Origin of the sequence: Pseudomonas bharatica CSV86, from assembly GCF_000319305.2 — a bacterium.
Lineage (GTDB): Bacteria > Pseudomonadota > Gammaproteobacteria > Pseudomonadales > Pseudomonadaceae > Aquipseudomonas > Aquipseudomonas bharatica.
Map to the genome: position 1 here is coordinate 2,571,237 of NZ_AMWJ02000002.1, position 24,833 is coordinate 2,596,069.

The window sequence follows — 24,833 nt, forward strand, 5'->3', positions numbered from 1 at the left end:
AGGGCCGGCGCGTCAGGTGTGGATAAGTGTTCTGGCGATGGCGGCCAGGTCGTCGAAGACCAGTGTATCCGGTGGTACGCCTTTGGCGAGGGTCTTCTCGCCTTTGCCGGTACGCACCAGGACCGGTTGTGCATCGACGGCCAGCGCGGCCTCCAGGTCACCCTTGCTGTCGCCGACGAACCACACGCCGGTCAGCTCGACCCGGTAATGTGCGGCAATCTCGCGCAGCATGCCGGGCTTGGGTTTGCGGCAATCGCAGCCGTCGTCCGGCCCGTGAGGGCAATGGACGATCAGGCCGACCTCGCCACCAAGACCGGCCACCAGCTCGCGCAGGCGGGCGTGCATGGCGTCGAGGGTCGACAGCGGGTAATAGCCACGAGCGATGCCGGACTGGTTGGTGGCGACCGCCACCGTCCAGCCGGCCTTGCTCAACTGCGCGATGGCCTCGATCGAGCCGGGGATCGGAATCCACTCATCCAGCGACTTGATGTAGGCGTCGGAGTCCTGGTTGATCACCCCGTCACGATCGAGAATCAGCAGTTTCAAGGCTTACCCCAGCAGCGAGATATCGGCCACGCCCAGGAACAGACCGCGCAGGCGGCTGAGCAGGGCATAACGGTTGGCCCGCACGCTGGCGTCCTCGGCATTGACCATCACCGCTTCGAAGAACGCATCCACAGGCTCGCGCAGGGCGGCCAGGCGCGCCAGCGATTCGGCGTACTGGCGCGCAGCGGCCATCGGCTGCACGGCCTGGTCGGCCTGCTGGATCGCCGAGTACAGCGAGAACTCGTTGGCGTTGTCGAAGTACTTCGGCTCGACAGTGCTGGCGATGGTGCCTTCGAACTTGCTCAGCAGGTTCGATACGCGCTTGTTCACCGCGGCCAGTGCCTCGGCTTCCGGCAGCTTGCGGAAGGCCTGGACGGCCTGCACGCGCTGGTCGAAGTCCAGGGCGGAGCCCGGCTTCAGGGCACGCACGGACAGGTAGGTGGCGACGTCGATGCCTTCGTCTTCATAACGCGCACGCAGGCGGTCGAAGATGAACTCCAGCACCTGCTCGGCCAGGCCGGCGGCCTTGACCTTGGCACCGAACTGCTCGACGGCGACGTTCACCGCGTCGGTCAGGTCCAGGTCGAGCTGCTTCTCGATCAGGATGCGCAGCACGCCCAGGGCCGCGCGACGCAGTGCGTACGGGTCCTTGGAGCCGGTTGGCAGCATGCCGATGCCGAAGATACCGACCAGGGTATCGAGCTTGTCGGCGATGGCCACGGCTGCGCCGGTCAGGGTCGACGGCAGTTCGGCACCGGCACCGCGCGGCATGTACTGCTCGTTCAGGGCCAGGGCGACGTCTTCCGGCTCGCCGTCGTTGAGTGCGTAGTAATAACCGGCGACACCCTGCATTTCGGGGAATTCGCCAACCATTTCGGTAGCCAGGTCGCACTTCGACAGCAGGCCGGCACGCGCAGCACGCTGCGGATCGCCACCGATCTTGCCGGCGATGAACGCGGCCAGCTTGCCGACGCGCTCGGCCTTGTCGAAGACGCTGCCCAGCTGGGCCTGGAACACCACGTTCTGCAGGCGCTCGTTGAAGCTTTCCAGCGGCTGCTTCTTGTCCTGCTTGAAGAAGAACTCGGCGTCGGTCAGGCGTGGACGCACGACCTTCTCGTTGCCTTCGATGATCTGCTTCGGATCGCGGCTCTCGATGTTGGCCACGGTGATGAAGCGCGGCAGCAGCTTGCCGTCGACGTCCAGCAGGCAGAAGTACTTCTGGTTGTCTTGCATGGTGGTGATCAGGGCTTCCTGCGGCACTTCGAGGAAGCGCTCTTCGAACGAGCACACCAGCGGCACCGGCCATTCGACCAGGGCAGTCACTTCGTCCAGCAGCGCCGGCGGCACGATGGCGGTGCCTTCCTGCTGCATGGCCAGCTCGGCGGTACGCTTGCTGATCAGCTCGCGGCGCTCGTTGAAATCAGCCAGGACGTAGGCCTTGCGCAGGTCTTCCTGGTAGTTGGCCGGGGCGGAGATGCGCACGTTTTCCGGGTGGTGGAAGCGGTGGCCACGGGATTCACGGCCGGCTTTCTGGGCGAGGATGGTGCAATCGACCACGTCGTCGCCGAGCAGCATTACCAGCCACTGTGTCGGACGCACGAACTCTTCCTTGCGGGCACCCCAGCGCATGCGCTTGGGAATCGGCAGGTCGTTCAGCGAATCCTCGACGATGGTCGGCAGCAGGCTGGCGGTCGCCTTGCCCGGAATGTGCTGGGAGAAGCGCAGCTTGGCGCCGCTCTGGTCGATCTCGGACAGGTCGACACCGCATTTCTTGGCGAAGCCCAGGGCGGCCTGGGTCGGGTTGCCTTCGGCGTCGAAGGCAGCCTGGCGGGGCGGGCCGTCGACGTTGATGCTGCGATCCGGCTGCTGGGTGTCCAGGTCACGAATCAGAACGGCCAGGCGGCGTGGTGCGGCATAGACGTGCTTGGCGCTGTAGTTCAGGCCGGCAGCCTGCAGGCCCTTCTCGATGCCGGCAAGGAATGCGTCGCCTAGGCTGGCGAGGGCTTTCGGTGGCAGTTCTTCGGTGCCCAGTTCAACCAGGAAATCTTGAGCACTCATTCCGCAGCCTCCAGCTTGGCCAACACTTCATCACGCAATTCAGGGGTTGCCATCGGGAAGCCGAGGCGGGCACGGGCTTGCAGGTAGCTCTGGGCCACCGCCCGGGCCAGGGTGCGCACGCGCAGGATGTAACGCTGGCGCTCGGTCACCGAGATGGCGCGGCGGGCGTCCAGCAGGTTGAAGGTGTGCGAGGCCTTGAGGACCATTTCGTAGGTCGGCAGCGGCAGCTCCAGTTCGATCAGGCGGTTCGCTTCGCTTTCATAGAAGTCGAACAGTTCGAACAGCTTCTCGACGTTGGCGTGCTCGAAGTTGTAGGTCGACTGCTCCACTTCGTTCTGGTGGAACACGTCGCCGTAGGTGACCTTGCCGAACGGGCCGTCGGTCCAGACCAGGTCATACACCGAATCGACGCCCTGCAGGTACATGGCCAGGCGCTCGAGACCGTAGGTGATCTCGCCGGTGACCGGCAGGCACTCGATGCCGCCAACCTGTTGGAAGTAGGTGAACTGGGTGACTTCCATGCCGTTGAGCCAGATTTCCCAGCCCAGGCCCCAGGCGCCGAGGGTCGGCGATTCCCAGTTGTCTTCGACGAAACGGATGTCGTGGACCAGCGGGTCGAGGCCGATGGCTTTCAGCGAGCCCAGGTACAGCTCCTGGAAGTTCGCCGGGTTCGGCTTCAGGACCACCTGGAACTGGTAGTAATGCTGCAGGCGGTTGGGGTTTTCGCCGTAGCGACCATCGCCCGGGCGACGGCTTGGCTGGACATAGGCGGCGTTCCAGGTCTCAGGGCCTACGGCGCGCAGAAACGTGGCGGTATGAAAAGTGCCGGCGCCCACTTCCATATCGTAGGGCTGAAGCACCACACAACCTTGCTCGGCCCAGTACTGCTGGAGCGCGAGGATCAAGTCTTGGAAGGTACGCACGGCTGGCGTAGGCTGGCTCACGAAATTCACCTGTTTCTAGGGCTGCGAATATAAAGAGCGGGAGTATAACCCGATTCGCCCCTGCCTCTACCCATGGTGCTTTATGCCTCGTTGCTTTTGGTGTACCGACGATCCGCTGTACCAGGCTTATCACGACCACGAATGGGGCACGCCGCAGCGCGACGCGGGGCAACTGTTCGAGATGCTGTTGCTCGAAGGGTTCCAGGCCGGTCTTTCCTGGATCACCGTGTTGAAGAAACGCGAGCGTTATCGCCAGGTGATGTTCGGCTTCGATCCGCATCGACTGGCCGAAATGACCGATGAGGAAATCGAGGAGCGCATGCTCGATCCCGGCATCATCCGCAACCGCCTCAAGCTCAATGCCGCACGGCGTAACGCCCGTGCCTGGCTGGCGCTGGAAGACCCGGCGGCGCTGCTCTGGTCGTTCGTCGGCGGGCAGCCGAAGATCAATCACTTCGTCGGGCGTGGCGAGGTGCCGGCGGTTACCGATGAAGCCAAGGCCATGAGCAAGGCCCTGCAGAAAGCCGGCTTCACGTTCGTCGGCCCGACCATCTGCTACGCCTTCATGCAGGCTACCGGCATGGTCATGGATCACACCACCGATTGCGATCGATACGCCGCCCTGCTGCGCTGACGGGTACAATGCCCGGCTTGTGTATGGAGGAACCTGCCTGTGGATAAATTCAAGGGCGCCTTGATGGTCGGGGCGCTGCGACTGTTTGCCAAGCTGCCCTGGGGCGCCGTGCAGCGCGTTGGTGCGGCCATCGGCTGGATCATGTGGAAAGTCCCGAACAGTTCGCGCGAGGTGGTGCGCATCAACCTGGCCAAGTGCTTCCCGGAGATGGACCCGGTCGAACGCGAGAAGCTGGTGGGCCGGTCGCTGATGGATATCGGCAAATCCTTCACCGAAAGCGCCTGCGCCTGGATCTGGCCGGCGCAGCGTTCCATCGACCTGGTGCGTGAGGTCGAGGGCCTGGACGTGCTGAAGGACGCCCTGGCTTCAGGCAAAGGCGTGGTGGGCATCACCAGCCACCTGGGCAACTGGGAGGTGCTCAATCACTTCTATTGCAGCCAGTGCAAACCGATCATTTTCTACCGACCGCCGAAGTTGAAGGCTGTGGATGACTTGCTGCGCGAGCAGCGCGTGCAACTGGGCAACCGCGTAGCGCCTTCGACCAAGGAAGGCATCCTCAGCATCATCAAGGAAGTGCGCAAGGGCGGCCAGGTAGGCATTCCGGCGGATCCTGAGCCGGCCGAGTCGGCAGGGATCTTCGTGCCGTTCCTCGGGACCAAAGCGCTGACCAGCAAGTTCGTGCCGAACATGCTGGCCGGCGGCAAGGCGGTGGGCGTATTCCTGCATGCCCTGCGCTTGCCGGATGGCAGTGGCTTCAAGGTGATTCTCGAAGCGGCGCCGGAGGCGATGTACAGCACCGACACCGAGACCTCGGCGGCGGCGATGAGCCAGGTTGTGGAAAAGTATGTGCGGGCTTATCCGAGCCAGTACATGTGGAGTATGAAGCGCTTCAAGAAGCGGCCGGCGGGAGAGGCTCGCTGGTATTGAGGGCCCTATCGCTGCGGTGCGGCGGTCCGACAAGCCAGCCCACAGGATCAGCACAGACCTTGAGACTTGTGCAGTACCTGTGGGAGCTGGCTTGCCAGCGATGAATTCAACTCAGTTGCCGGCTTTATCCAGCTTCCTGAGAAACACCACCATCTCCTTCTCCGCCTGCTTGTCCCCATGGGCCTGCGCCGCCGCGATGCCCCGCTCCCAGGCATCCCGTGCCGCCAGGTTATCCCCAGCCGCCAGCCACGCCTTGCCGAGCAGTTTCCACGCCGCCGAATACTTCGGGTCCAGCTCGACACACCGGGCCAGATGCACTGCCGCCTCAGCGCCATTGCCCTCGTCCAGCCACGATTTGCCCAGGCCAAAGCGCAGCAGGGCGTTATCCACACCCTTGGCCAGCATCTTTTCCAGCGATTCGCGCATGGTGTCTTTCCTTAGAAGAAGGTCAGGCCAACGTGGAACAGCTTTTCCACATCACGGATGTACTTCTTGTCCACGACGAACAGGATGACGTGATCGCCCGTGCGGATCACCGTGTCGTCGTGGGCGATTAGCACTTCTTCGTCACGGATGATCGCGCCGATGGTGGTGCCCGGCGGCAGGTTGATGTCCTCGATGGCCTTGCCGACCACCTTGCTCGACTTCGAATCACCATGGGCGATCGCCTCGATGGCCTCCGCCGCTCCCCGGCGCAACGAGTGCACGCTGACGATATCGCCGCGTCGCACATGGGTCAGCAGCGTGCCGATGGTCGCCAACTGCGGGCTGATGGCGATATCGATCTCGCCGCCCTGCACCAGGTCAACGTAGGCCGGGTTGTTGATGATGGTCATCACCTTGCGCGCGCCCAGGCGCTTGGCCAGCAGCGAGGACATGATGTTGGCCTCGTCGTCGTTGGTCAGGGCCAGGAAGATATCGGCGTCGGCGATGTTCTCTTCCAGCAGCAGGTCGCGGTCCGAGGCGCTGCCCTGGAGGACCACGGTGCTGTCGAGGGTGTCCGAGAGGTAGCGGCAACGTGCTGGGCTCATCTCGATGATCTTCACCTGGTAACGGCTTTCGATGGCCTCCGCCAGGCGTTCGCCGATCTGCCCGCCGCCAGCGATGACCACGCGCTTGTTGCCTTCGTCGAGGCGGCGCAATTCACCCATGACCGCACGGATATCGGCCTTGGCGGCGATGAAGAACACCTCGTCGTCAGCCTCGATCACCGTATCGCCCTGCGGCAGGATCGGCCGGTCGCGACGGAAGATCGCGGCCACCCGGGTTTCCACATTGGGCATGTGCGCGCGGATCTGGCGCAGTTGCTGGCCCACCAGCGGCCCGCCGTAATAGGCCTTCACCGCCACCAGCTGGGCCTTACCCTCGGCGAAGTCGATCACCTGCAGGGCGCCGGGATGTTCGATCAGGCGCTTGATGTAGTGGGTGACCACCTGCTCCGGGCTGATCAGTACGTCCACCGGGATGGCTTCGTTGTCGAACAGGCCGGCGCGGGTCAGGTAGGCCGATTCGCGAACCCGGGCGATCTTGGTCGGCGTATGGAACAGCGTATAGGCGACCTGGCAGGCGACCATGTTGGTCTCGTCGCTGTTGGTCACCGCCACCAGCATGTCGGCGTCGTCGGCGCCGGCCTGGCGCAGGATGGTCGGGAACGAGCCGCGGCCCTGGACGGTGCGGATATCCAGGCGATCGCCGAGATCGCGCAGGCGGTCGCCATCGGTATCCACCACGGTGATGTCGTTGGCTTCGCTGGCCAGGTGTTCGGCCAGCGTGCCGCCGACCTGTCCCGCGCCGAGGATGATGATCTTCATCCGCTCCCTTCCCTTTTCTGTTAACCGCGTGCGGCGGCGATCTTGATCAGCTTGGCGTAGTAGAAACCGTCGTGCCCGCCTTCCTGGGCCAGCAGCTGGCGGCCGTGGGGCTGGCGGATGCCGGCGTCGGTAGCCAGGTCCAGCTCGCGGGCGCCGGGGGTGCGGTCGAGGAAGGCCGCGATCACCTCGGTGTTTTCCGTGGGCAGGGTCGAGCAGGTGGCATAGAGCAGCATGCCGCCGACTTCCAGGGTCGGCCACAGGGCATCGAGCAGTTCGCCCTGGAGGCTGGCGAGGGCAGCGATATCGTCGGCCTGGCGGGTCAGCTTGATGTCCGGGTGACGGCGGATCACTCCAGTGGCCGAGCAGGGCGCGTCCAGCAGGATGCGCTGGAAGCCCTTGCCGTCCCACCAGTTGGCGGTGTCGCGGGCGTCGCAGGCAATCAGTTGCGCATCGAGGCCCAAACGGTCGAGGTTTTCGCGCACGCGAGTCAGGCGCTTGGCTTCGAGGTCGATGGCGACCACGCCGGCCAGTTTTTCTTCGGCTTCGAGCAGGTGGCAGGTCTTGCCGCCGGGGGCGCAGCAGGCGTCCAGCACCCGTTGGCCGGGGGCCAGTTCGAGCAGGTCGGCGGCCAGTTGCGCCGCTTCGTCCTGCACGCTGATCCAGCCCTGGTTGAAACCGGGCAGGTTGCGCACGTCGCAGGCTTCGGCGAGGACGATGCCGTCGCGGCTGAACCGGCACGGCGCGGCTTCGATACCGGCGTCACGCAGCAGGCCGAGGTAGGCGTCGCGCTGGTGATGGAGGCGGTTGACCCGCAGGATCATCGGCGGATGAGCGTTGTTGGCGGCGCAGATGGCTTCCCATTGCTCCGGCCAGAAGGCCTTGAGCGACTTCTGCAGCCAGCGCGGGTGGGCGGTGCGCACCACCGGGTCGCGCTCCAGCTCGGCGAAGATGGCCTGCCCTTCGCGTTGTGCGCGGCGCAACACGGCATTGAGCAGGCCCTTGGCCCACGGCTTCTTCAGTTTGTCGGCGCAGCCTACGGTTTCGCCGATGGCAGCATGTTCCGGGACGCGGGTGTAGAACAGCTGGTACAGGCCGACCAGCATCAGCGCATTCACATCAGCGTCGGCGCTCTTGAACGGCTTCTGCAGCAGGCGCTCGGCCAGTGCCGACAGCCGCGGCTGCCAGCGTGCGGTGCCGAAGGCGAGGTCCTGGACCAGGCCGCGGTCACGGGGTTCGACCTTGTCCAGTTGCGCCGGCAGCGAACTGTTGAGCGAGGCCTTGCCGCTGAGCACGGCGGCCAGGGCGCGGGCGGCAGCCAGACGCGGGTTCATTGGCCGAGCACCGTGCCGCTGGCGAATTTCTCGCGGCGGCTGTTGAACAGATCGCTGAAGTTCAGGGCCTTGCCACCTGGCAATTGCAGGCGGGTCAGGCACAGCGCGCCTTGCCCGCAGGCGACGATCAGGCCGTCCTTGCTCGCGGAGAGGATTTCACCCGGTGCGCCCTTGCCCTCGGCGGGCTTGGCGGCGAGCACTTTCAGGGTTTCGCCGTCGAGGGTGCTGTGGCAGATCGGCCAAGGATTGAAGGCGCGGACCAGGCGTTCCAGTTCGTCGGCCGGGCGGCTCCAGTCCAGGCGCGCTTCGTCCTTGTTCAGCTTGTGTGCATAAGTGGCCAGGGCGTCGTCCTGCACTTCGCCTGGCAGGGTGCCGGCATCGAGCCCGGCAATGGCCTCCAGTACGGCGGGCGGGCCGAGTTCGGCGAGGCGGTCATGCAGGCTGCCGCCGGTGTCCTCGGGGCTGATCGGGGTACTCACCTTGAGCAGCATGGGCCCGGTATCCAGCCCGGCTTCCATGCGCATCACGGTCACGCCGCTTTCGGCGTCGCCCGCCTGAACCGCGCGCTGGATCGGCGCCGCACCGCGCCAGCGCGGCAACAGCGAGGCGTGGCTGTTGATGCAGCCGTGCCTGGGTATATCCAGCACCACCTGCGGCAGGATCAGGCCGTAGGCCACCACCACCATCAGGTCGGGCTTCAGTGCGGCCAGTTCGGCCTGGGCGTCGGCATTGCGCAGGGTCGGCGGTTGCAGCACCGGGATACCGTGATCCACAGCCAGTTGCTTGACCGGGCTCGGCATCAGTTTCTGTCCGCGCCCGGCCGGGCGGTCCGGCTGGGTATAGACGGCAATGATTTCGTGCTGGCTGGCCAGCAGGGCCTTGAGGTGTTCGGCGGCGAACTCGGGGGTGCCCGCGAAGACGATGCGCATGCAGTTCTCGCTTAAAAGAAAAAGGCTTGCCGGAGCAAGCCTTCAGGAATGAGGAGGATCAAGCTTGCTGGCGGTGCTGCTTTTCCAGCTTCTTCTTGATGCGGTCGCGTTTGAGCGTCGACAGGTAATCGACGAACAGCTTGCCGTTGAGGTGGTCGCACTCGTGCTGGATGCACACGGCCAGCAGGCCTTCGGCGATCAGCTCGTAGGGTTTGCCGTCGCGGTCCAGGGCCTTGACCCGGACTTGCAGGGGGCGGTCGACGTTCTCGTAGAACCCGGGGACCGACAGGCAGCCTTCCTGGTACTGGCCCATGTCCTGGGTCAGCTCTTCCAGCTCGGGGTTGATGAACACCCGCGGCTCGCTGCGATCTTCACTGAGGTCCATGACCACCACACGCTTGTGCACGTTGACCTGGGTAGCGGCCAGGCCGATGCCGGGGGCGTCGTACATGGTTTCGAACATGTCATCCACCAACTGGCGGATGGCGTCGTCCACTTCCGTCACCGGTTTGGCGATGGTGCGAAGGCGCGGGTCCGGGAATTCGAGGATGTTCAGAATGGCCATAGGCGTATGAGCTGCACTGTGCGGTGGGTGACAAACATGAACGCACATAATAAAGGGATTCAGCGCGTTCGGCACCTGTGAAAAGGTCGGCTAGGGTTGAATTGCCGGCTTTCGATGAAAGTTTTCAAAGCATTATCAACAGAGTTATCCACAGGTTGTGAAGTGTGGGCGGCTCACCAAAGATCAAGGATGGTCTTATGTCTTGCGCTGAATTTACCGTCTGTCCCCCTGCCGAGCTGGAAGCGCGATTGCGTTTACAGCGGCTGCCCGAGATCGGCGCACAACGCTTCTTCAAATTGATTCAGGTGTTCGGCAGTGCTTCGGCCGCGCTCAGTGCGCCGGCAGCGGCCTGGTCGGCGCTGGGTCTGCCGCAGGCTGCCCACGAAGCGCGGCGCTGTGCCGAAGTGCGTGACGGCGCTGGCGCTGCAATGCGCTGGCTAGAGCAGCCCGGCCAGCATTTACTGATGTGGGACGACCCCGGCTACCCCGCCCTGCTTGCGGAAATACCGGATCCGCCGCCGCTTCTGTTCGTCGCTGGAAACCTCGCCCTTGTAGATAAACCCCAACTGGCGGTCATCGGCAGTCGACGTGCAACTCCACCTGCGCTGGGCACTGCAGCGGCCTTTTCCCGCAGCCTGGCCAAGGCTGGTTTCGTCGTTACCAGCGGGCTGGCACTAGGTATCGACGGGGCTGCGCACCAGGCCGCCATCGACGCTGGCGGTGCGACGATTGGTGTACTGGGCAGCGGGCTGGAAAAACTTTATCCACAGCGCCATCGCGCGTTGGCACGGCGCATGCTGGAAAGCGGTAGCGCCCTGGTTTCGGAGTTTCCACTGGATGCCGGTCCGCAGCCTGGCAACTTCCCTCGGCGCAACCGCATCATCAGTGGCTTGTCCCTCGGCGTGCTGGTGGTGGAAGCGAGCCTGGCCAGTGGCTCGCTGATCACCGCGCGGCTGGCGGCGGAACAGGGGCGCGAGGTATTTGCCATTCCCGGCTCTATCCATCACCCCGGGCCAAGGGCTGCCATCAGCTGATTCGCGATGGCGCATTGCTAGTGGAAAGCATCGAGCAGATCCTCGAAAGCCTGCGTGGCTGGCAGAATCTTTCGCCTGCGCCTATGGACAAGCCAGCCCATCCTCTTGTCGCACTCTTGCTTGCTGCGCCGCAGACCAGCGAAGCCCTGGCCCAGGCCAGTGGCCAGAGCCTGGCCAAGGTGCTGGCGGCATTGACCGAACTGGAGCTGGACGGCCGGGTGTGCAATGAAGCCGGGCGTTGGTTTGCCCGCCCTGGCTAAGTACACTGCGCAGCAGCCTACAAGCGGAGTGACAGAAATGGTGAACAGTTGGCGTGCGCAACAAGCCGCGCGGGAAATCCGGGCCGGAGCGGTCATTGCCTATCCGACCGAAGCGGTCTGGGGCCTGGGCTGTGACCCATGGAACGAGGAGGCGGTGGATCGCCTGCTGGCGCTGAAATCGCGTTCGGTGAACAAGGGCCTGATCCTGATCGCCGACAACATCCGTCAGTTCGACTTCCTGTTCGAAGACTTCCCCGATGTCTGGATCGACCGCATGAGCGCTACCTGGCCCGGGCCGAACACCTGGCTGGTGCCGCACCAGGGCTTGCTGCCGGAGTGGATTACCGGTGTGCATGACACGGTGGCGCTGCGGGTCAGTGATCATCCGCTGGTACGCGACCTGTGCTCGCTGGTGGGGCCGTTGGTGTCCACCTCGGCCAACCCGGCAGGACGTCCGGCGGCAAAGAGCCGGTTGCGGGTCGAGCAGTATTTCCATGGCCAGCTGGACCTGGTGCTGGGTGGAGCGCTGGGCGGCAGGAAGAATCCGAGCGTGATTCGCGACCTGGCCAGTGGCGAGGTGGTTCGGGCTGGGTGATTTTTGCTGCGGCTGATGGCCCTATCGCTGCGGTACGGCGGTCCGACAAGCCAGCTCCCACAGGTCCCTTGTGGAGCTGGCTTGCCAGCGATGAGGCCATCAGCTACACCACAAAAATCAGGGAATCAGCACGGTCGACCCCACCGTCTTCCTCGCCGACAGCTCACTCTGCGCTTTCGCCGCTTCCGCCAGCGGATACCGCTGCTGGATATCCACCTTCAGCTTGCCACTGGCAATCATCCCGAACAGATCGTTGGCCATTGCCTGGGTGTTCTCGGCGCTGTTGGCGTAGCTGGCCAGCGTCGGACGGGTCACGTACAGCGAGCCCTTTTGCGCCAGTATCCCCAGGTTCACGCCGGTTACGGCGCCCGAGGCGTTGCCGAAGCTGACCATCAACCCACGCGGTGCCAGGCAATCCAGCGAGGTCAGCCAGGTGTCCTGGCCGACGCCGTCGTACACCACCTTGCATTTCTTGCCATCCGTCAGTTCCAGGACCCGCTTCGCTACCTCTTCATGGCTGTAGTCGATGGTCGCCCAGGCACCCAGGGCCTTGGCGCGCTCGGCCTTTTCCGCCGAGCTCACGGTACCGATCAGCTTCGCGCCAATCGCCTTGGCCCACTGGCAGGCCAGTGAACCGACGCCGCCGGCTGCGGCATGGAACAGGATGATCTCGCCCGGCTGCACGTCATAGGTCTGGCGCAGCAGGTACTGCACGGTCAGGCCCTTGAGCATCACCGCTGCGGCGTCCTCGAAGCTGATGCTCTGCGGCAACGCCACCAGGTTGTTCGCCGGCAGCTCATGCAGTTCGCTATAGGCGCCCAGCGGACCACCGGCATAAGCCACGCGATCACCCACCTTGAAGCGGCTCACGCCCTCGCCCACCGCCTCGACCACTCCGGCACCTTCGGTACCCAGGCCCGACGGCAGGCTCGGCGGAGCGTACAGGCCGCTGCGGAAATAGGTATCGATGAAATTCAGACCGATGGCGTGGTTACGCACGAGGACATTGCCCGCTGCGGGCGCCTTGGGCTCGAATTCGACCAGGGTCAGTACCTCGGGGCCGCCATGCTGGTTGAACTGGATACGCTTGGCCATCTGCTCTCTCCTGAGACGTCGGGAAAGGGCCTATCGGACGCCTTTTGCTTGACCGCCGTCAACTACGGCGGGCACATGCACGGTGGTATGCTACGCGGCGAATTTTCCGCCGGATCCCGCCCGGGCCGGCCCAAGCCCGCTTCAAGGTGACCTGATGACTAGCCGCACCGAGGCCGTGAAAGCCTACCTGCTCGACCTGCAAGACCGGATTTGCGCTGCCCTGGAAAACGAAGACGGCGGTGCCCGCTTCGTCGAGCACGCCTGGACCCGCGAAGCCGGTGGCGGCGGGCGCACCCGGGTGATCGGCGATGGCAAGGTCATCGAGAAAGGCGGCGTCAACTTCTCCCATGTCTTCGGCAGCGGCCTGCCGCCCTCTGCCAGCGCCCACCGTCCGGAACTGGCCGGCCGTGGCTTCGAAGCCCTCGGCGTGTCGCTGGTGATCCATCCGCACAATCCGCATGTGCCGACTTCCCACGCCAACGTGCGCTTCTTCATTGCCGAGAAGGAAGGCGAAGAAGCCGTCTGGTGGTTCGGCGGCGGCTTCGACCTGACCCCGTACTACGGCAACGAGGAAGACTGCGTGCACTGGCACCGCGTCGCCGAGCAGGCCTGCGCGCCGTTCGGTGCAGACGTCTACCCGCGCTACAAGGCCTGGTGCGACCGCTACTTCCACCTCAAGCACCGTGGCGAGCCGCGCGGCATCGGCGGCCTGTTCTTCGACGACCTGAACGACTGGGACTTCGACACCTGCTTCGCCTTCATCCGCGCCATCGGCGACGCCTATATCGACGCCTACCTGCCGATCGTCCAGCGCCGCAAGCACGATGCGTATACCGCCGGGCAGCGCGAATTCCAGGAGTACCGTCGCGGCCGATACGTCGAGTTCAACCTGGTCTACGACCGCGGCACCCTGTTCGGCCTGCAGTCCGGCGGGCGTACCGAATCCATCCTCATGTCGTTGCCGCCGCAGGTGCGCTGGGGCTACGACTGGAAGCCGGCGCCGGGCAGTGCCGAGGCGCGCCTGACCGAGTATTTCCTCACCGATCGTGACTGGCTGGGTCTGGACAACAGCGGGCACTGAGCCCATTGTGCACACCCGTTTGCCCGGTCGCCGGGCCTGATTCAGGAAGCGCAGGAATGGACCAGTACGTTGTATTCGGCAATCCCATCGGCCACAGCAAGTCGCCGCTGATTCATCGGTTGTTCGCCGCCCAGACCGGTGAAGAGCTCGAATACGACACCCTGCTGGCCCCGCTCGACGACTTTACCGCCTGCGCCCTGGGCTTCTTCAAGCAAGGCCTGGGTGCCAACGTCACCGTGCCGTTCAAGGAAGAAGCCTTCCGCATGGTCGACAGCCTGACGCCACGGGCCAGGCGCGCTGGCGCGGTCAACACCCTCAGCCGCCAGGCCGACGGCAGCCTGCAGGGCGACAATACCGACGGCGCCGGGCTGGTGCGTGACCTGACGGTGAATGCCGGGGTCGAACTGGCCGGCAAGCGCATCCTCCTGCTCGGTGCCGGCGGTGCCGTGCGTGGCGTGCTCGAACCCCTGCTGGCGCACAATCCGGCGTCGCTGGTGATCGCCAACCGCACGGTGGAAAAAGCCGAGCAACTGGCCCGCGAATTCGCCGACCTCGGTCCGGTCGCAGCCAGTGGTTTCAGCTGGCTGAAGGAGCCGGTGGACCTGATCATCAACGCCACCTCGGCCAGCCTCGCCGGCGAGGTTCCGCCGATCGACCCGGCGTTGATCCTCCCGGACCAGACCGTCTGCTACGACATGATGTATGGCAAGGAGCAGACCCCGTTCTGCGCCTGGGCCAGCGCACAGGGCGCGGCTCAGGTGCTGGATGGTCTGGGGATGCTGGCCGAGCAGGCGGCGGAAGCGTTCTTCATCTGGCGTGGTTTGCGTCCGGAGACGGCGCCGGTGCTGGCGGAGCTGCGGCGGCAACTGGCGCGGGCCTGAACCGAACGCAGCAATCGAACTCACTGAAAAACCTGTGGGAGCTGGCTTGCCAGCGATAGGGCCGGACCTGACAACATCGTTGTCCATGCTGGCCTCATCGCTGGCAAGCCAGCTCCCACAAGGGGTTGTGCGATGCCTTAAACCGGCACGCTCACCGTCGAGCGGCTCACTGCTACCACGAGCAACGCCTTGGCGATCCTCATGTCCAGCCGGGCGTTGGTCAGCATCGTTCGATGCCGCTCTTCAGGAGGTTCAGGCACGTCGGCGGCGGATTCGATGGCTTTCTTCAGGTGCTCGATGGCCTTGGCGACCGCTTCGTCGTGGGTCAGGCCGGGGTTGATGCAGAGGGATAGCGGTGGATCGGGAACGAGTTTCTTCATGACAATCTCCAAGGGTTGAGGACGGGAGCTGCCATCGCCGCTGTCAAACGGGAGGGTGGCAGCTGTGCATGGGTTGACAGACCAAGGACCCCTGGAGCCTCGGCGCACCCTGAGGTGCCCACACGCACAGCTGCCATAAGCAGCTGCGGCTACAGGGGGATTCAGGGCGGTCTGTCAAAACCGGTCGCTGAGTTGGCAGCGACCGGCAAAGACTAGGCACGGTTTCCCCCGTACGCAACAACTGAAAGGCCGCCGGAGTATGCTTGGGAAATTGCCTACAAGAAAGTCGGAAATCGGAGAGTTTTCGTCGCTTTATGCGACATCGATTGTGCACGTCGGAGCCACGCCCCATGGCTCCTCCTGCCCAATATCGATTGCGATTACTTGCTGGTGATTCGGATCTTGGTTGAACCTTGAACCCCACAAACTGGATCGTATACCTCCAGATCTATGTTGCTGTAGCTCCCAGGATTCCCCCCGAAGTGCTGTATTCATTACTTGTACTTCCGTTCCCCCACCGGTAGGTGGCCTTCCCGCTAGGGGTCACGCTTGGGCTGGCATCCACGTAAATGGTCGCGCCAGAGGAGGCCTGGGTTTGCTTGACCGAAATGCTGACAGGCTTCTTCTTTGGTGGACCATACTTGCTGACTTGCCTCTGCCACATGTATTCCTGATCGTCCATGGTGAGCGAAGCTTTGGAGGCATCGAACCCCGGTGAGCCTGCTTCGCCGAATGTCTGGTAGATTTTGTAATCATTCGCTGAGAGGAAGCATGTCTCGGGTATCGCCGCATGTGCGTTGGCGGTCAAGTTGGCAACGGCTAAGAGAAACGCATATTTGTAGACTTTCTTGATATTCATTTCTAGACGCTCCTTGAGACCAATAAGAAGAAGCGAACGAACACGTACCTGTCCGTAATGTCCAAGCTAATTTCACTCGTGCATGCGCACAACTGATAGAAATATCAGTTGTAAAACCTGATTAATGAACTACCGGGACGGTTTGCGAGCCCGGTTATCCTGGCTTGGTCGTGGACGTGGGCCTGAGCGTGTCCGGTCTTACTTGCTCGTTACTGTGATGTGCGCCGAATCGCTCATATCACAGAGTTTGTCTCTGACGGTGAGAAAAATTTTACTGTAGCTACCAGGGTTGCCGCCTGGCATCACCTTGATCGCGCTGTCAGAAAAATTCTCATATGCACCCCACTGGTATTCCGCCTCGCCACTGGGGACGCTCGATCCACTGGCATCCAATGTAATCGGTCCGCCGGAAGATGGTTGGGTTTGTTTTACATTGACTACGACCGGCGGGACCGACTTTAGGATCTGAAAGAGATCAAGATTGTATAGATCCGGATCTTTTAAATACCCGTCACGGGCATAGATATATTGCTGATAAAAGTAGCCTGATGGAAAACAGTTAACGGGTAAGTTTGTCGGGTCGAAGGCATTGGATTGGGCACTGAGTCCCACCGAGAGGATGAAGCTATTACATAACGCCATGAGTTTTAGATTATTCATTGCTGATCTCCAAGGGGCATTGAATCTGTCACGCAATGTGATACCCGTCGTCCTTCGATTGGAAACAGTCGACCGGGAAGCCGGCATGTGCAACCTGGGCGTAATGAAACAGCACGACCAGACCAACAAACGACAGGGAGAACCTCCGGGTATTCATTTGCGCGTCTCCTCGTTAATCACCGGGCTGCTGTTATTTACGGGTCACTCGAAACTGAGTGATCTTCGTACCGTCCACGCTAATCCCGGACACCACAGTGCACAACTGACATAAATATCAGTTGTGCACTGGCGATAAACAAACTACCGGGTGAGTAGAGCGAGTGTCCTAGATAGGTACGCTCACCGTAGAGCGGCTCACTGCCACCACCAGCATCGCCTTGGCGATCCTCATGTTCAGCTATGCCTCGGTGAGCATCGTTCGATGCCGCTCTTCGGACGGGTCGGGCAAGCCGGCGGCGGCGTCGATGGCCTTCTTCAGATGCTCGGTGGCCTTGGTGACGGCTTCGTCGTGGGGCAGGCCGGGATTGATGCAAAGGGAGGGCGGTGGTGCACGGATGCGCAACTGACAGAATTGTCAGTTGCAGACATGAGCTGATTGAACTATCGAAGTTTCATTCTTCGAAATGAATCGGACACCGCTCGATGCCTTCCAGCTTCTGCAACTCCTCCACCACCTGCGGCCGTGCCCGGCGCAAGATCAGTTGCCTACCCTGGCGTCGCAATCGCCGCGCTTCCTGGTGCAGCATCTCCACCCCCGAGTAGTCGATGAAGTTGATCTGCCGTGCGTCGATCACCACCTCCTGCGCCTGGCAGCGTTGCAGCCGTACCTGCAGGTAATGACTGGCGCCAAAGAAGATCGAGCCGCCGACGCGCAGCACGTCTGCGTCGCCTTCACGCAACTGCTGCACCCGTGGCTGCGAGGTGCGCTTGAGGTAGAAGAACAGCGAGGCCAGCACGCCGGCGTAGATGGCCGTTTGCAGTTCCAGCAGCAGGGTGGCAAGGAAGGTGAGCGTCATGACCACGAATTCCGGCCGGCTGACCCGGTACAGCGCGCGAATCGCACGGTGATCGACCAGGCCCCAGCAGATCAGCAGGATGCTGCCGGCCATGGCCGGTATCGGGATATGCGCGATCAGTTGCGCACCGGCCACGGCGAACAGTGCCACCCAAAGTGCCGAGAACACCCCTGCCAGCGGAGACCGGGCGCCAGCGTCATAGCTCAGGCCGGAGCGGGTGAACGATCCCGAGGACAAGTACCCCGAGAACCAGGCGCCAACCATGTTCGACAGGCCTTGGGCACGAATCTCCTGGTTGGCGTCGATCAGTTGCTCTGAACGGATCGACAGCGAACGGGCGATGGACAGGCTGGTAACCAGCCCCAGCATGCCCACCGCCACGGCGCCGGGCAGCAGGCGCAGGATCATTTCCAGATCCCACAGCGGCAGTGGGCTGAGCGGCGGCAGCTTGCCGGCGAAAGCCGGTACCAGGGCGACGTGGCCGAACACCGCCGGCCAGGCCAGTACCAGTAGCGTGGACGCCAGCAAATTTATCAACAGGGCTGGCCAGCGCGGGCGCAGCAGCTTGATGCCGAGGCCGGTGAGCATGGTGCCCAGTCCCAATGCCAGTGACGGCCCGTCGATCTCGCCCATATGGGCCAGCAAGCTTTGCAGCGCGCGCAGCGCCGTGGCCTGGCTTTCCAGGTCGAGGCCCAGCAGGCTTGGCAGTTGGCCGAGAGCGATCACCACGGCGGCACCACAGGTAAAGCCGATCACCACTGAATGCGAGACGAAGTTGACCAATGCACCGAAGCGCAGCAGGCCCAGCAACCACTGGAACACGCCGCCAAGAAAGGTCAGGAGCAGGATCAGGGTGATGTAGTCGCTGCTGCCGGGCACGGCCATCGGGCTGACGGCAGCGTAGAGGACGATGGAGATGGCTGCCGTCGGGCCGCAGATAAGGTGCCAGGAAGAGCCCCACAGGCAGGCGACCAGCACCGGTACGATGGCGGCGTACAGTCCGTATTCGGCGGGCAGGCCGGCGATCAACGCATAGGCGATGGATTGCGGCAGTGCCAGGATCGCGCCGCTCAGGCCCACCAGCAGGTCGCGGCGGATGCTGCTGCGGTTTTGCCGGGGCAGCCAGCGCAGGAAGGGTAGGAGTCGGTGGCGGTCGGGCCAGGCCATGGGGCGCTCATTCTCCGATGGAAGCCGTTCAGGGTGGAGGTTCCGGCTTGCCGGTGCAAGCCGGGGCGACTCAGAGTTTCGCTTTCACCGCAGCCAGGGCGTCACCGCCGTCGCGGGTCGTGACGCCTTGCAACCAGCCATCCAGCGCGCCCGGATTGGCGCGGATCCAGGCCTTGGCCGCGTCCTCGTAGCTGACCTTGCTTTCCACCACGCTGGCCATGATGGTGTTTTCCATGTCCAGGCTGAAGTTCAGGTTGGCCAGCAGTTTCGCCGGGTTCGGGCAGGCTTGTGCATAACCCTTGCGGGTCAGGGTGTAGACGCTGCCGCTGCTGCCGAACCACTTCTCACCCCGGTGAGATAACGCATCTTCAATTGCACGTTCATCGGGTGCGGGTCCAGCCGAGGAAGACAATCGGCTTCTCGCGCTTAACGGCCCGCTGTACCTGCGCCAGCATCGCCTGCTCGCTGGATTCCACCAGCTTCCAGCCGCCGAGATTGAACTCGTTCTTGTCGATGATCGATTGCAACGAGAGGTTGGCCGGGGCGCCGGAGCCGATGCCGTAGAGTTTGCTGTCGAACTCGCCGGCGCGCTTGTGCAGATCGGCAAAGTCCTTCACGCCGGACGTCCAGACGTACTCCGGCACGGCCAGGGTGAACTCGGTACCTTCGAGGTTGCGCGCCAGTCGCTCGACCTCGCCGCTGGCGACGAACTTGTCATGAAAGCCCTGCTGCGCCGGCATCCAGTTGCCGAGGAAGGCATCCACCAGCCCGTCCTTGAGCCCGCCATAGATGATCGGCACCGCCAGTGCATCGACCTTGACCTGGTAGCCCGCGCCTTCCAGCAGCACCCGGGCCACGGCGTTGGTGGCAGCGATATCGCTCCAGCCCGGGTCGGCCATCTTCACTGTGTCGCACTTGCTGTCGTCGGCCTGCACGGCACCGGCAACGAGGGTACATACAACCGCGATAACGCTTGTGGATAACCCTTTCATGCTCAGTCCTCGGATGGTTAATGGCTTGGTTGTGGATAACGTGCCTTGCGTTCGAGATCGTCGAGATCGATGTGGTTGCGCATGTACTGCTGGCTGGCGTCGACCATGGGCTGGTGGTCCCAGCTCTTGAGCCTGCCGCTGGACAGCGCACCCGCCACGAAGCGGCGACGACGCTGGCTGGCCAGGACCTGCTCGCGCAGTTGCGGGATATTCCAGCGCTGGCGCGCTTCCTCGAGGAAGGCAACGACCCGCTCGGCCTGCTGCGGATGGGTGGCCAGGTTGTCGAGTTCGCGCGGGTCCCGGTCGAGGTTGTAGAGCAGGCAGGGATCGTCTTCGCTGTAGATGAATTTCCACGGCCCGCGGCGGATCATCATCAGCGGACCTAGGGTGCCCTCGGCCATGTATTCACCGATTACCTCGTCATGACCGCCGTCACCTTGCAAATGGCCGAGCAGCGAACGCCCATCCATTGGCAAATTGTCTTCGACCCGGCCGCCGGCCAGCTCGACCAACGTCGGCAGCAGGTCACAGGTAGACACCGAGGCACCGACCCGGCCCGGCGCAAATTGCCCCGGGGCGTGCACCAGCAGCGGCACCCGGGCAGACATCTCGAACCAGTGCATCTTGTACCAGAGCCCGCGCTCGCCAAGCATGTCGCCGTGGTCGCCGGAGAAAACGATCAGGGTGTCCTTGGCCAGGCCGGTTTCCTCGAGGGTCGCCAGCAGCTTGCCGATATTGGCGTCGATATAGCTGCAGGCGCCGAAATAGGCGCGTCGGGCGTCGCGGATCTTCTCCACCGGCAGCGGCTTGTCCCACAGGTCGTAGACCTTGAGCAGGCGCCGGGAGTGCGGGTCGAGCTGGTCCTGGGTGAACGGCACGTGGGGCATCGGGATGGCGTCGTCGCTGTAGAGGTCCCAGAACGCCTTGGGAATGGTGTACGGGTCGTGGGGATGGGTCATGGACACCGTCAGGCAGAACGGCCGTTCGCCGCTTTCACGCACGTGGTCGTAGAGGTATTGCTGCGCCTTGAACACCACCTCCTCGTCGAAGTCCAGCTGGTTGGTGCGCACGCAAGGCCCGGCCTGCAGCACCGAGGACATGTTGTGGTACCAGCTTGGGCGATGCTCCGGAGCGTCCCAGTTCACGCTCCAGCCGTAGTCCGCCGGGTAGATATCGCTGGTCAGGCGCTCCTCGTAGCCGTGCAACTGGTCCGGGCCACAGAAGTGCATCTTGCCCGACAGCGCGGTGCGGTAGCCGAGGCGGCGCAGGTAGTGAGCGTAGGTGGGAATGTCGGCAGGGAAATCGGCCGCGTTGTCGTAGGCGCCGATCTTGCTCGGCAACTGGCCACTGACCAGGGTGAAACGCGACGGCGCACATAGCGGGCTGTTGCAGTAGGCCGAATCGAATACCACCGCTTCGGCGGCCAGGCGCTCCAGGTTGGGCATCTTGATCGGCGATGGCCCGTAGATTGGCAGCAGCGGCGCTGCCATCTGGTCGGCCATGATGAAAAGAATGTTCCGGGCGTTCATAGGTCACGGCATTCCATGGTCAGGAGTTATGGGAAGCAGCTGGAATCCAGAGTGCGGCTGTGCATAACTTGGGTAAAGCCCATGCCGGGCAATGATTGGGATTAGCTGAGCTTATGTTTGAGGCCTTGGACGGGTTATCTCTCGACGTATTGCGGGTATTCGAGGCGGCCGCCCGCCTGCACAGCTTCACAGCAGCGGCGGTGGAATTGGGTACCACCCAGCCGGCGGTGAGCCAGCAGATCAAGCGCCTTGAAGCGCGGCTGGGCGCGCGCCTGTTCGACCGGATCTACCGCGGTATAGAACTGACCGAAGCCGGTGTACTGCTGTACGAACACGTACACATGGGCCTGCTCGATATCGATGCTGGCGTGGCCCTGGTTGCTGGTCGTGACCAGCACGAAGTGCTGCGGGTGGCCACGGATTTTGCCTTTGCCGCCTACTGGCTGATGCCCCGCCTACAGCGTTTCCACGCCGCCTGGCCGCAGGTCGATGTAAGCCTGGTCACCAGCGAGCGAAGCCAGGCCATGCTGCGGCCGGATATCGATGTGGCGGTGTTGTTCGGCGACGGTCGTTTTCGCCAGGGCGAGAGTACGTGGCTGTTCGACGAAGAGGTTTTTCCGGTTTGCAGCCCGCGTTTGCTGGACGGAATGCAGCTTCCGCTGGCGCCACAGGCCTTGTCGAAGCTGCCCTTGCTGCACCTGCGCGGTGAGTCGGCGAGCCGCTGGTTCGACTGGAATGGCGTGTTCCGCGAGCTGCAGTTGCCCGGTCCGCCCAGCCCCGGCCCCTTGCGCTTCGACAATTACACCCTGCTGATCCAGGCCGCGATCGCCGGCCAGGGCGTAGCGATCGGCTGGCGTTATCTCGTCGATGCCCTGCTCGACCAAGGTTTACTGTGCCGACCGCTGGATGCGTCTATTCGTTCTGAAAATGGATACTACGTAGTACGTCCTTTCCGTAAAAGGCGTAGTACGCTGGTCGAGCGATTCGCCGATTGGTTGGGTGAAGAACAATCCCGGCAACCGGTATAGTCCCGGTCCGGTCGGTTTGCGTGATTCAGGAGTGAGTGTGGAAAGGATCAAGGGCTATCACGCCCATGTTTATTACGACGCCAGCACGTTCGAGCAGGCGCGGGCGCTGTGCGAGGAAACGGCGCAGCTGTTTCCGGTGACCATGGGCCGCATGCACCGACAGCCGGTAGGGCCGCATCCGGACTGGAGCTGCCAACTGGCGTTCGCGCCGGAGTTGATCGGGGTGGTATTGCCGTGGCTGGCGCTGTATCGCAAGGGGTTGGTGGTGTTCCTGCATCCGCTGACCGGGGATGAGCTGGCGGACCACCGGGATCATGCGATCTGGATGGGGGATGTCAGGCCGCTGGACCTGTCGATCTTCGAGTGATCTTCACTCTTCGGGCCTGTGAATAACCCTGTGGGAGCTGGCTTGCCAGCGATTGCTGTAGTGAATTCACCATCGCAATCGCTGGCAAGCCAGCTCCCACAGGGTCGGCGGGGGGCCTTAGGATTTGCGCGCAGCGCGCACGCCTTCGGCCAATGCCGAACACAGCGACAGAACGTTATCCACAGCCTGCTCCGGGCTGGCCGCCGTGGCGATCTTGTCCACCAGCGCAGACCCCACCACCACGCCATCCGCCAGCCGCGCAATGGCCGCAGCCTGCTCCGGCGTACGAATCCCGAAACCAACGCTGATCGGCAGATCGGTATGCCGACGCAGCCGTGCCACTGCCTCGGTCACGTGCTCGGTGGTCGCCGAACCGGCACCGGTCACACCGGCGACCGACACGTAGTAGACGAACCCGGAACTGCGCTCCAGCACCCGCGGCAGACGCGCGTCGTCCGTGGTCGGGGTGGTCAGGCGGATGAAGTCGATACCCGCGGCCTGGGCCGGGGTAGCCAGCTCGGCGTCGTGCTCTGGTGGCAGGTCGACGATGATCAGGCCATCGACACCGGCCTCGTTGGCCTGGGCCACGAACTCGGCCACGCCAAAGCGGTGGATCGGGTTGTAGTAACCCATCAGGACGATCGGCGTGGTCTGGTCATCGACGCGGAACTCACGAACCATCTGCAGCGTTTTCGCCAGGGTCTGGCCCGCTTCCAGTGCGCGCAGAGTCGCCAGCTGGATGGCCACGCCATCGGCCATCGGGTCGGTGAACGGCATGCCCAGTTCGATCACGTCGGCACCCGCCGCCGGCAGGCCCTTGAGGATCTTCAGCGAGGCGTCGTAGCCCGGGTCGCCGGCAGTGATGAAGGTCACCAGGGCTGCACGGCCTTCCTGCTTCAGCTCGGAAAAACGTTGTTCGAGACGGCTCATGCCTGCTTCTCCTGCGCGGCCATATGGCTCATTACGGTTTGCATGTCTTTGTCGCCACGGCCTGACAGGCAGATCACCATCAGGTGGTCCTTGGGCAATGTCGGTGCGCGCTTGATGGCTTCGGCCAGGGCGTGGGAGCTTTCCAGCGCCGGGATGATGCCTTCCAGGCGGCAGCAGGCGTGGAACGCATCCAGGGCTTCGTCATCGGTGATGCTGACGTACTCGACGCGCTTGATCTCGTGCAACCAGGCGTGTTCCGGGCCGATGCCGGGATAGTCGAGGCCGGCGGAAATCGAGTGGGCGTCGGTGATCTGGCCGTCGCCATCCTGCAGCAGGTAGGTGCGGTTGCCGTGCAGTACGCCCGGTACGCCACCGTTGAGGCTGGCAGCGTGCTTGTCGGTGTCGACGCCATGGCCGCCGGCTTCGACGCCGATGATCTGCACGCTGGCGTCATCGAGGAAGTCGTGGAACAGGCCCATGGCGTTGGAGCCGCCGCCGACACAGGCGATCAGGCTGTCCGGCAGGCGACCTTCCTTCTCTTGCAACTGGGCACGGGTTTCCTTGCCGATGATCGACTGGAAGTCGCGGACCATCGCCGGGTACGGGTGCGGGCCGGCCACGGTGCCGATCAGGTAGAAGGTGTCTTCGACGTTGGTCACCCAGTCGCGCAGGGCTTCGTTCATCGCGTCCTTCAGGGTGCCGGTGCCGGCGGTGACCGGAACGATCTCGGCGCCCAGCAGCTTCATGCGGAACACGTTGGCCTGCTGGCGCTCGATGTCGGTGGCACCCATGTAGATCACGCAAGGCAGGCCGAAGCGTGCGGCGACGGTGGCGGTGGCCACGCCGTGCATGCCGGCGCCGGTTTCGGCGATCAGGCGTTTCTTGCCCATGCGCTTGGCCAGCAGGACCTGGCCGATGCAGTTGTTCACCTTGTGCGCGCCGGTGTGGTTCAGCTCTTCACGCTTGAAGAAGATCTTCGCGCCGCCGAGGTGTTCGGTCAGGCGTTCGGCGAAATACAACGGGTTGGGGCGGCCAATGTAGTCGCGCTGGAAGTAGGCCAGTTGCTCGAGGAATTCCGGGTCGGCCTTGGCCGCTTCGTATTCACGGGCCAGGTCGAGGACCAGCGGCATCAGGGTCTCGGCTACGTAGCGGCCGCCGAAGGCGCCGAACAGGCCATTGGCGTCGGGGCCGCTGCGAAGGTTGCTCTGGGTCAT

The 24,833-nt window shown here is 63.5% G+C and carries 24 protein-coding genes and 2 pseudogenes; 8 read left to right on the forward strand and 18 right to left on the reverse strand.

Annotation, left to right across the window (positions count from 1 at the left end):
• Window positions 1-12: 12 nt before the first annotated feature.
• From gmhB to glyQ, 3 genes are read right to left on the reverse strand one after another with little or no spacing between them, the layout of a single operon-like run.
• Window positions 13-546: a D-glycero-beta-D-manno-heptose 1,7-bisphosphate 7-phosphatase gene (gene gmhB, locus CSV86_RS25670; protein WP_009401852.1), complete on the reverse strand. Its 534-nt coding sequence runs from the start codon at window positions 544-546 to the stop codon at window positions 13-15.
• 3 nt (window positions 547-549) lie between these two features.
• Window positions 550-2,604 carry a glycine--tRNA ligase subunit beta gene (gene glyS / locus CSV86_RS25675; protein ID WP_009401851.1) on the reverse strand — a complete coding sequence of 685 codons (2,055 nt, stop codon included), beginning with the start codon at window positions 2,602-2,604 and terminating at the stop codon, window positions 550-552.
• On the reverse strand, window positions 2,601-3,548 hold the full coding sequence (gene glyQ / locus CSV86_RS25680) for a glycine--tRNA ligase subunit alpha (protein WP_009401850.1): 948 nt from the start codon (window positions 3,546-3,548) through the stop codon (window positions 2,601-2,603). The genes glyS and glyQ overlap by 4 nt, the downstream gene beginning before the upstream one ends.
• A gap of 82 nt (window positions 3,549-3,630) precedes the next feature.
• Here glyQ and CSV86_RS25685 point away from each other — a divergent pair, with 82 nt between their 5' ends.
• Window positions 3,631-4,182: a DNA-3-methyladenine glycosylase I gene (locus tag CSV86_RS25685; protein ID WP_009401849.1), complete on the forward strand. Its 552-nt coding sequence runs from the start codon at window positions 3,631-3,633 to the stop codon at window positions 4,180-4,182.
• Between the two features lie 39 nt (window positions 4,183-4,221).
• On the forward strand, window positions 4,222-5,109 hold the full coding sequence (locus CSV86_RS25690; protein ID WP_009401847.1) for a lysophospholipid acyltransferase: 888 nt from the start codon (window positions 4,222-4,224) through the stop codon (window positions 5,107-5,109).
• A gap of 111 nt (window positions 5,110-5,220) precedes the next feature.
• Here CSV86_RS25690 and CSV86_RS25695 read toward each other — a convergent pair whose 3' ends face one another.
• The 5 genes from CSV86_RS25695 to def are packed head-to-tail and all read right to left on the reverse strand — an operon-like array spanning window position 5,221 to window position 9,745.
• Window positions 5,221-5,535: a tetratricopeptide repeat protein gene (locus CSV86_RS25695; protein ID WP_009401846.1), complete on the reverse strand. Its 315-nt coding sequence runs from the start codon at window positions 5,533-5,535 to the stop codon at window positions 5,221-5,223.
• Between the two features lie 11 nt (window positions 5,536-5,546).
• Window positions 5,547-6,920, reverse strand: a complete 1,374-nt coding sequence (gene trkA, locus CSV86_RS25700; RefSeq protein WP_009401844.1) for a Trk system potassium transporter TrkA — start codon at window positions 6,918-6,920, stop codon at window positions 5,547-5,549.
• Between the two features lie 20 nt (window positions 6,921-6,940).
• On the reverse strand, window positions 6,941-8,251 hold the full coding sequence (gene rsmB, locus CSV86_RS25705) for a 16S rRNA (cytosine(967)-C(5))-methyltransferase RsmB (RefSeq protein WP_009401843.1): 1,311 nt from the start codon (window positions 8,249-8,251) through the stop codon (window positions 6,941-6,943).
• Window positions 8,248-9,180, reverse strand: a complete 933-nt coding sequence (gene fmt, locus CSV86_RS25710) for a methionyl-tRNA formyltransferase (protein ID WP_009401841.1) — start codon at window positions 9,178-9,180, stop codon at window positions 8,248-8,250. Before fmt ends, rsmB begins: the two co-directional genes overlap by 4 nt.
• Before the next feature lie 58 nt (window positions 9,181-9,238).
• Window positions 9,239-9,745: a peptide deformylase gene (gene def / locus CSV86_RS25715; protein ID WP_009401839.1), complete on the reverse strand. Its 507-nt coding sequence runs from the start codon at window positions 9,743-9,745 to the stop codon at window positions 9,239-9,241.
• Between the two features lie 197 nt (window positions 9,746-9,942).
• Between def and dprA the strand changes: the two are divergent.
• Together dprA and tsaC are read left to right on the forward strand one after the other, a co-directional pair.
• Window positions 9,943-11,039 (forward strand): annotated as a pseudogene (gene dprA / locus CSV86_RS25720) (DNA-processing protein DprA).
• 37 nt (window positions 11,040-11,076) lie between these two features.
• Window positions 11,077-11,634 carry an L-threonylcarbamoyladenylate synthase type 1 TsaC gene (gene tsaC, locus CSV86_RS25725; protein WP_009401835.1) on the forward strand — a complete coding sequence of 186 codons (558 nt, stop codon included), beginning with the start codon at window positions 11,077-11,079 and terminating at the stop codon, window positions 11,632-11,634.
• 117 nt (window positions 11,635-11,751) lie between these two features.
• Here the strand turns inward: tsaC and CSV86_RS25730 are convergent, their stop codons facing one another.
• On the reverse strand, window positions 11,752-12,729 hold the full coding sequence (locus tag CSV86_RS25730; RefSeq protein WP_009401834.1) for an NADPH:quinone reductase: 978 nt from the start codon (window positions 12,727-12,729) through the stop codon (window positions 11,752-11,754).
• A gap of 154 nt (window positions 12,730-12,883) precedes the next feature.
• Between CSV86_RS25730 and hemF the strand changes: the two genes are divergently transcribed.
• Together hemF and aroE are read left to right on the forward strand one after the other, a co-directional pair.
• Window positions 12,884-13,810, forward strand: a complete 927-nt coding sequence (gene hemF / locus CSV86_RS25735) for an oxygen-dependent coproporphyrinogen oxidase (protein WP_009401831.1) — start codon at window positions 12,884-12,886, stop codon at window positions 13,808-13,810.
• A gap of 56 nt (window positions 13,811-13,866) precedes the next feature.
• Window positions 13,867-14,691, forward strand: coding sequence for a shikimate dehydrogenase (gene aroE / locus CSV86_RS25740; RefSeq protein WP_009401829.1), 825 nt, complete (start codon window positions 13,867-13,869; stop codon window positions 14,689-14,691).
• Window positions 14,692-14,828: 137 nt separating this feature from the next.
• On the opposite strand, the gene CSV86_RS25745 is transcribed toward aroE, so the two are convergent.
• The 7 genes and pseudogenes from CSV86_RS25745 to betC all read right to left on the reverse strand — a co-directional run bounded on the left by CSV86_RS25745 (window position 14,829) and on the right by betC (window position 21,294).
• Window positions 14,829-15,071, reverse strand: a complete 243-nt coding sequence (locus CSV86_RS25745; RefSeq protein ID WP_009401827.1) for a hypothetical protein — start codon at window positions 15,069-15,071, stop codon at window positions 14,829-14,831.
• Window positions 15,072-15,519: 448 nt separating this feature from the next.
• Window positions 15,520-15,930 (reverse strand): hypothetical protein, encoded by a 411-nt coding sequence (locus CSV86_RS25750; RefSeq protein ID WP_170395040.1) that lies wholly within the window; start codon window positions 15,928-15,930, stop codon window positions 15,520-15,522.
• 198 nt (window positions 15,931-16,128) lie between these two features.
• Window positions 16,129-16,590 carry a hypothetical protein gene (locus tag CSV86_RS25755; protein ID WP_009401825.1) on the reverse strand — a complete coding sequence of 154 codons (462 nt, stop codon included), beginning with the start codon at window positions 16,588-16,590 and terminating at the stop codon, window positions 16,129-16,131.
• A 397-nt stretch (window positions 16,591-16,987) separates the two neighbouring features.
• On the reverse strand, window positions 16,988-17,152 hold the full coding sequence (locus tag CSV86_RS25760; RefSeq protein ID WP_009401822.1) for a hypothetical protein: 165 nt from the start codon (window positions 17,150-17,152) through the stop codon (window positions 16,988-16,990).
• Window positions 17,153-17,201: 49 nt separating this feature from the next.
• Window positions 17,202-18,773 (reverse strand): SulP family inorganic anion transporter, encoded by a 1,572-nt coding sequence (locus CSV86_RS25765; protein WP_009401820.1) that lies wholly within the window; start codon window positions 18,771-18,773, stop codon window positions 17,202-17,204.
• 70 nt (window positions 18,774-18,843) lie between these two features.
• Window positions 18,844-19,765 (reverse strand): annotated as a pseudogene (choX, locus tag CSV86_RS25770) (choline ABC transporter substrate-binding protein).
• 17 nt (window positions 19,766-19,782) lie between these two features.
• Entirely contained in the window at window positions 19,783-21,294 is a 1,512-nt protein-coding gene (betC, locus tag CSV86_RS25775; RefSeq protein WP_009401816.1) for a choline-sulfatase, read from the reverse strand.
• 113 nt (window positions 21,295-21,407) lie between these two features.
• Between betC and CSV86_RS25780 the strand changes: the two genes are divergently transcribed.
• Window positions 21,408-22,322, forward strand: a complete 915-nt coding sequence (locus CSV86_RS25780; RefSeq protein ID WP_037060927.1) for a choline sulfate utilization transcriptional regulator — start codon at window positions 21,408-21,410, stop codon at window positions 22,320-22,322.
• Between the two features lie 37 nt (window positions 22,323-22,359).
• Window positions 22,360-22,689 (forward strand): DOPA 4,5-dioxygenase family protein, encoded by a 330-nt coding sequence (locus CSV86_RS25785; protein ID WP_009401812.1) that lies wholly within the window; start codon window positions 22,360-22,362, stop codon window positions 22,687-22,689.
• A gap of 117 nt (window positions 22,690-22,806) precedes the next feature.
• Here CSV86_RS25785 and trpA read toward each other — a convergent pair whose 3' ends face one another.
• Together trpA and trpB are read right to left on the reverse strand one after the other, a co-directional pair.
• Window positions 22,807-23,619 carry a tryptophan synthase subunit alpha gene (trpA, locus tag CSV86_RS25790; protein ID WP_009401809.1) on the reverse strand — a complete coding sequence of 271 codons (813 nt, stop codon included), beginning with the start codon at window positions 23,617-23,619 and terminating at the stop codon, window positions 22,807-22,809.
• Complete coding sequence (gene trpB / locus CSV86_RS25795; protein WP_009401807.1) at window positions 23,616-24,833, reverse strand: tryptophan synthase subunit beta; 1,218 nt, start codon at window positions 24,831-24,833, stop codon at window positions 23,616-23,618. Before trpB ends, trpA begins: the two co-directional genes overlap by 4 nt.

Bases quoted from the DNA above. Each gene is read 5' to 3' on its own strand.
- glyS (WP_009401851.1), bottom strand. From the start codon at position 2,604: ATGAGTGCTCAAGATTTCCTGGTTGAACTGGGCACCGAAGAACTGCCA.
- CSV86_RS25685 (WP_009401849.1), top strand. From the start codon at position 3,631: ATGCCTCGTTGCTTTTGGTGTACCGACGATCCGCTGTACCAGGCTTAT.
- CSV86_RS25695 (WP_009401846.1), bottom strand. From the start codon at position 5,535: ATGCGCGAATCGCTGGAAAAGATGCTGGCCAAGGGTGTGGATAACGCC.
- trkA (WP_009401844.1), bottom strand. From the start codon at position 6,920: ATGAAGATCATCATCCTCGGCGCGGGACAGGTCGGCGGCACGCTGGCC.
- rsmB (WP_009401843.1), bottom strand. From the start codon at position 8,251: ATGAACCCGCGTCTGGCTGCCGCCCGCGCCCTGGCCGCCGTGCTCAGC.
- fmt (WP_009401841.1), bottom strand. From the start codon at position 9,180: ATGCGCATCGTCTTCGCGGGCACCCCCGAGTTCGCCGCCGAACACCTC.
- def (WP_009401839.1), bottom strand. From the start codon at position 9,745: ATGGCCATTCTGAACATCCTCGAATTCCCGGACCCGCGCCTTCGCACC.
- tsaC (WP_009401835.1), top strand. From the start codon at position 11,077: ATGGTGAACAGTTGGCGTGCGCAACAAGCCGCGCGGGAAATCCGGGCC.
- CSV86_RS25730 (WP_009401834.1), bottom strand. From the start codon at position 12,729: ATGGCCAAGCGTATCCAGTTCAACCAGCATGGCGGCCCCGAGGTACTG.
- hemF (WP_009401831.1), top strand. From the start codon at position 12,884: ATGACTAGCCGCACCGAGGCCGTGAAAGCCTACCTGCTCGACCTGCAA.
- aroE (WP_009401829.1), top strand. From the start codon at position 13,867: ATGGACCAGTACGTTGTATTCGGCAATCCCATCGGCCACAGCAAGTCG.
- CSV86_RS25745 (WP_009401827.1), bottom strand. From the start codon at position 15,071: ATGAAGAAACTCGTTCCCGATCCACCGCTATCCCTCTGCATCAACCCC.
- CSV86_RS25750 (WP_170395040.1), bottom strand. From the start codon at position 15,930: ATGAATATCAAGAAAGTCTACAAATATGCGTTTCTCTTAGCCGTTGCC.
- CSV86_RS25755 (WP_009401825.1), bottom strand. From the start codon at position 16,590: ATGAATAATCTAAAACTCATGGCGTTATGTAATAGCTTCATCCTCTCG.
- CSV86_RS25765 (WP_009401820.1), bottom strand. From the start codon at position 18,773: ATGGCCTGGCCCGACCGCCACCGACTCCTACCCTTCCTGCGCTGGCTG.
- betC (WP_009401816.1), bottom strand. From the start codon at position 21,294: ATGAACGCCCGGAACATTCTTTTCATCATGGCCGACCAGATGGCAGCG.
- CSV86_RS25780 (WP_037060927.1), top strand. From the start codon at position 21,408: ATGTTTGAGGCCTTGGACGGGTTATCTCTCGACGTATTGCGGGTATTC.
- trpA (WP_009401809.1), bottom strand. From the start codon at position 23,619: ATGAGCCGTCTCGAACAACGTTTTTCCGAGCTGAAGCAGGAAGGCCGT.
- trpB (WP_009401807.1), bottom strand. From the start codon at position 24,833: ATGACCCAGAGCAACCTTCGCAGCGGCCCCGACGCCAATGGCCTGTTC.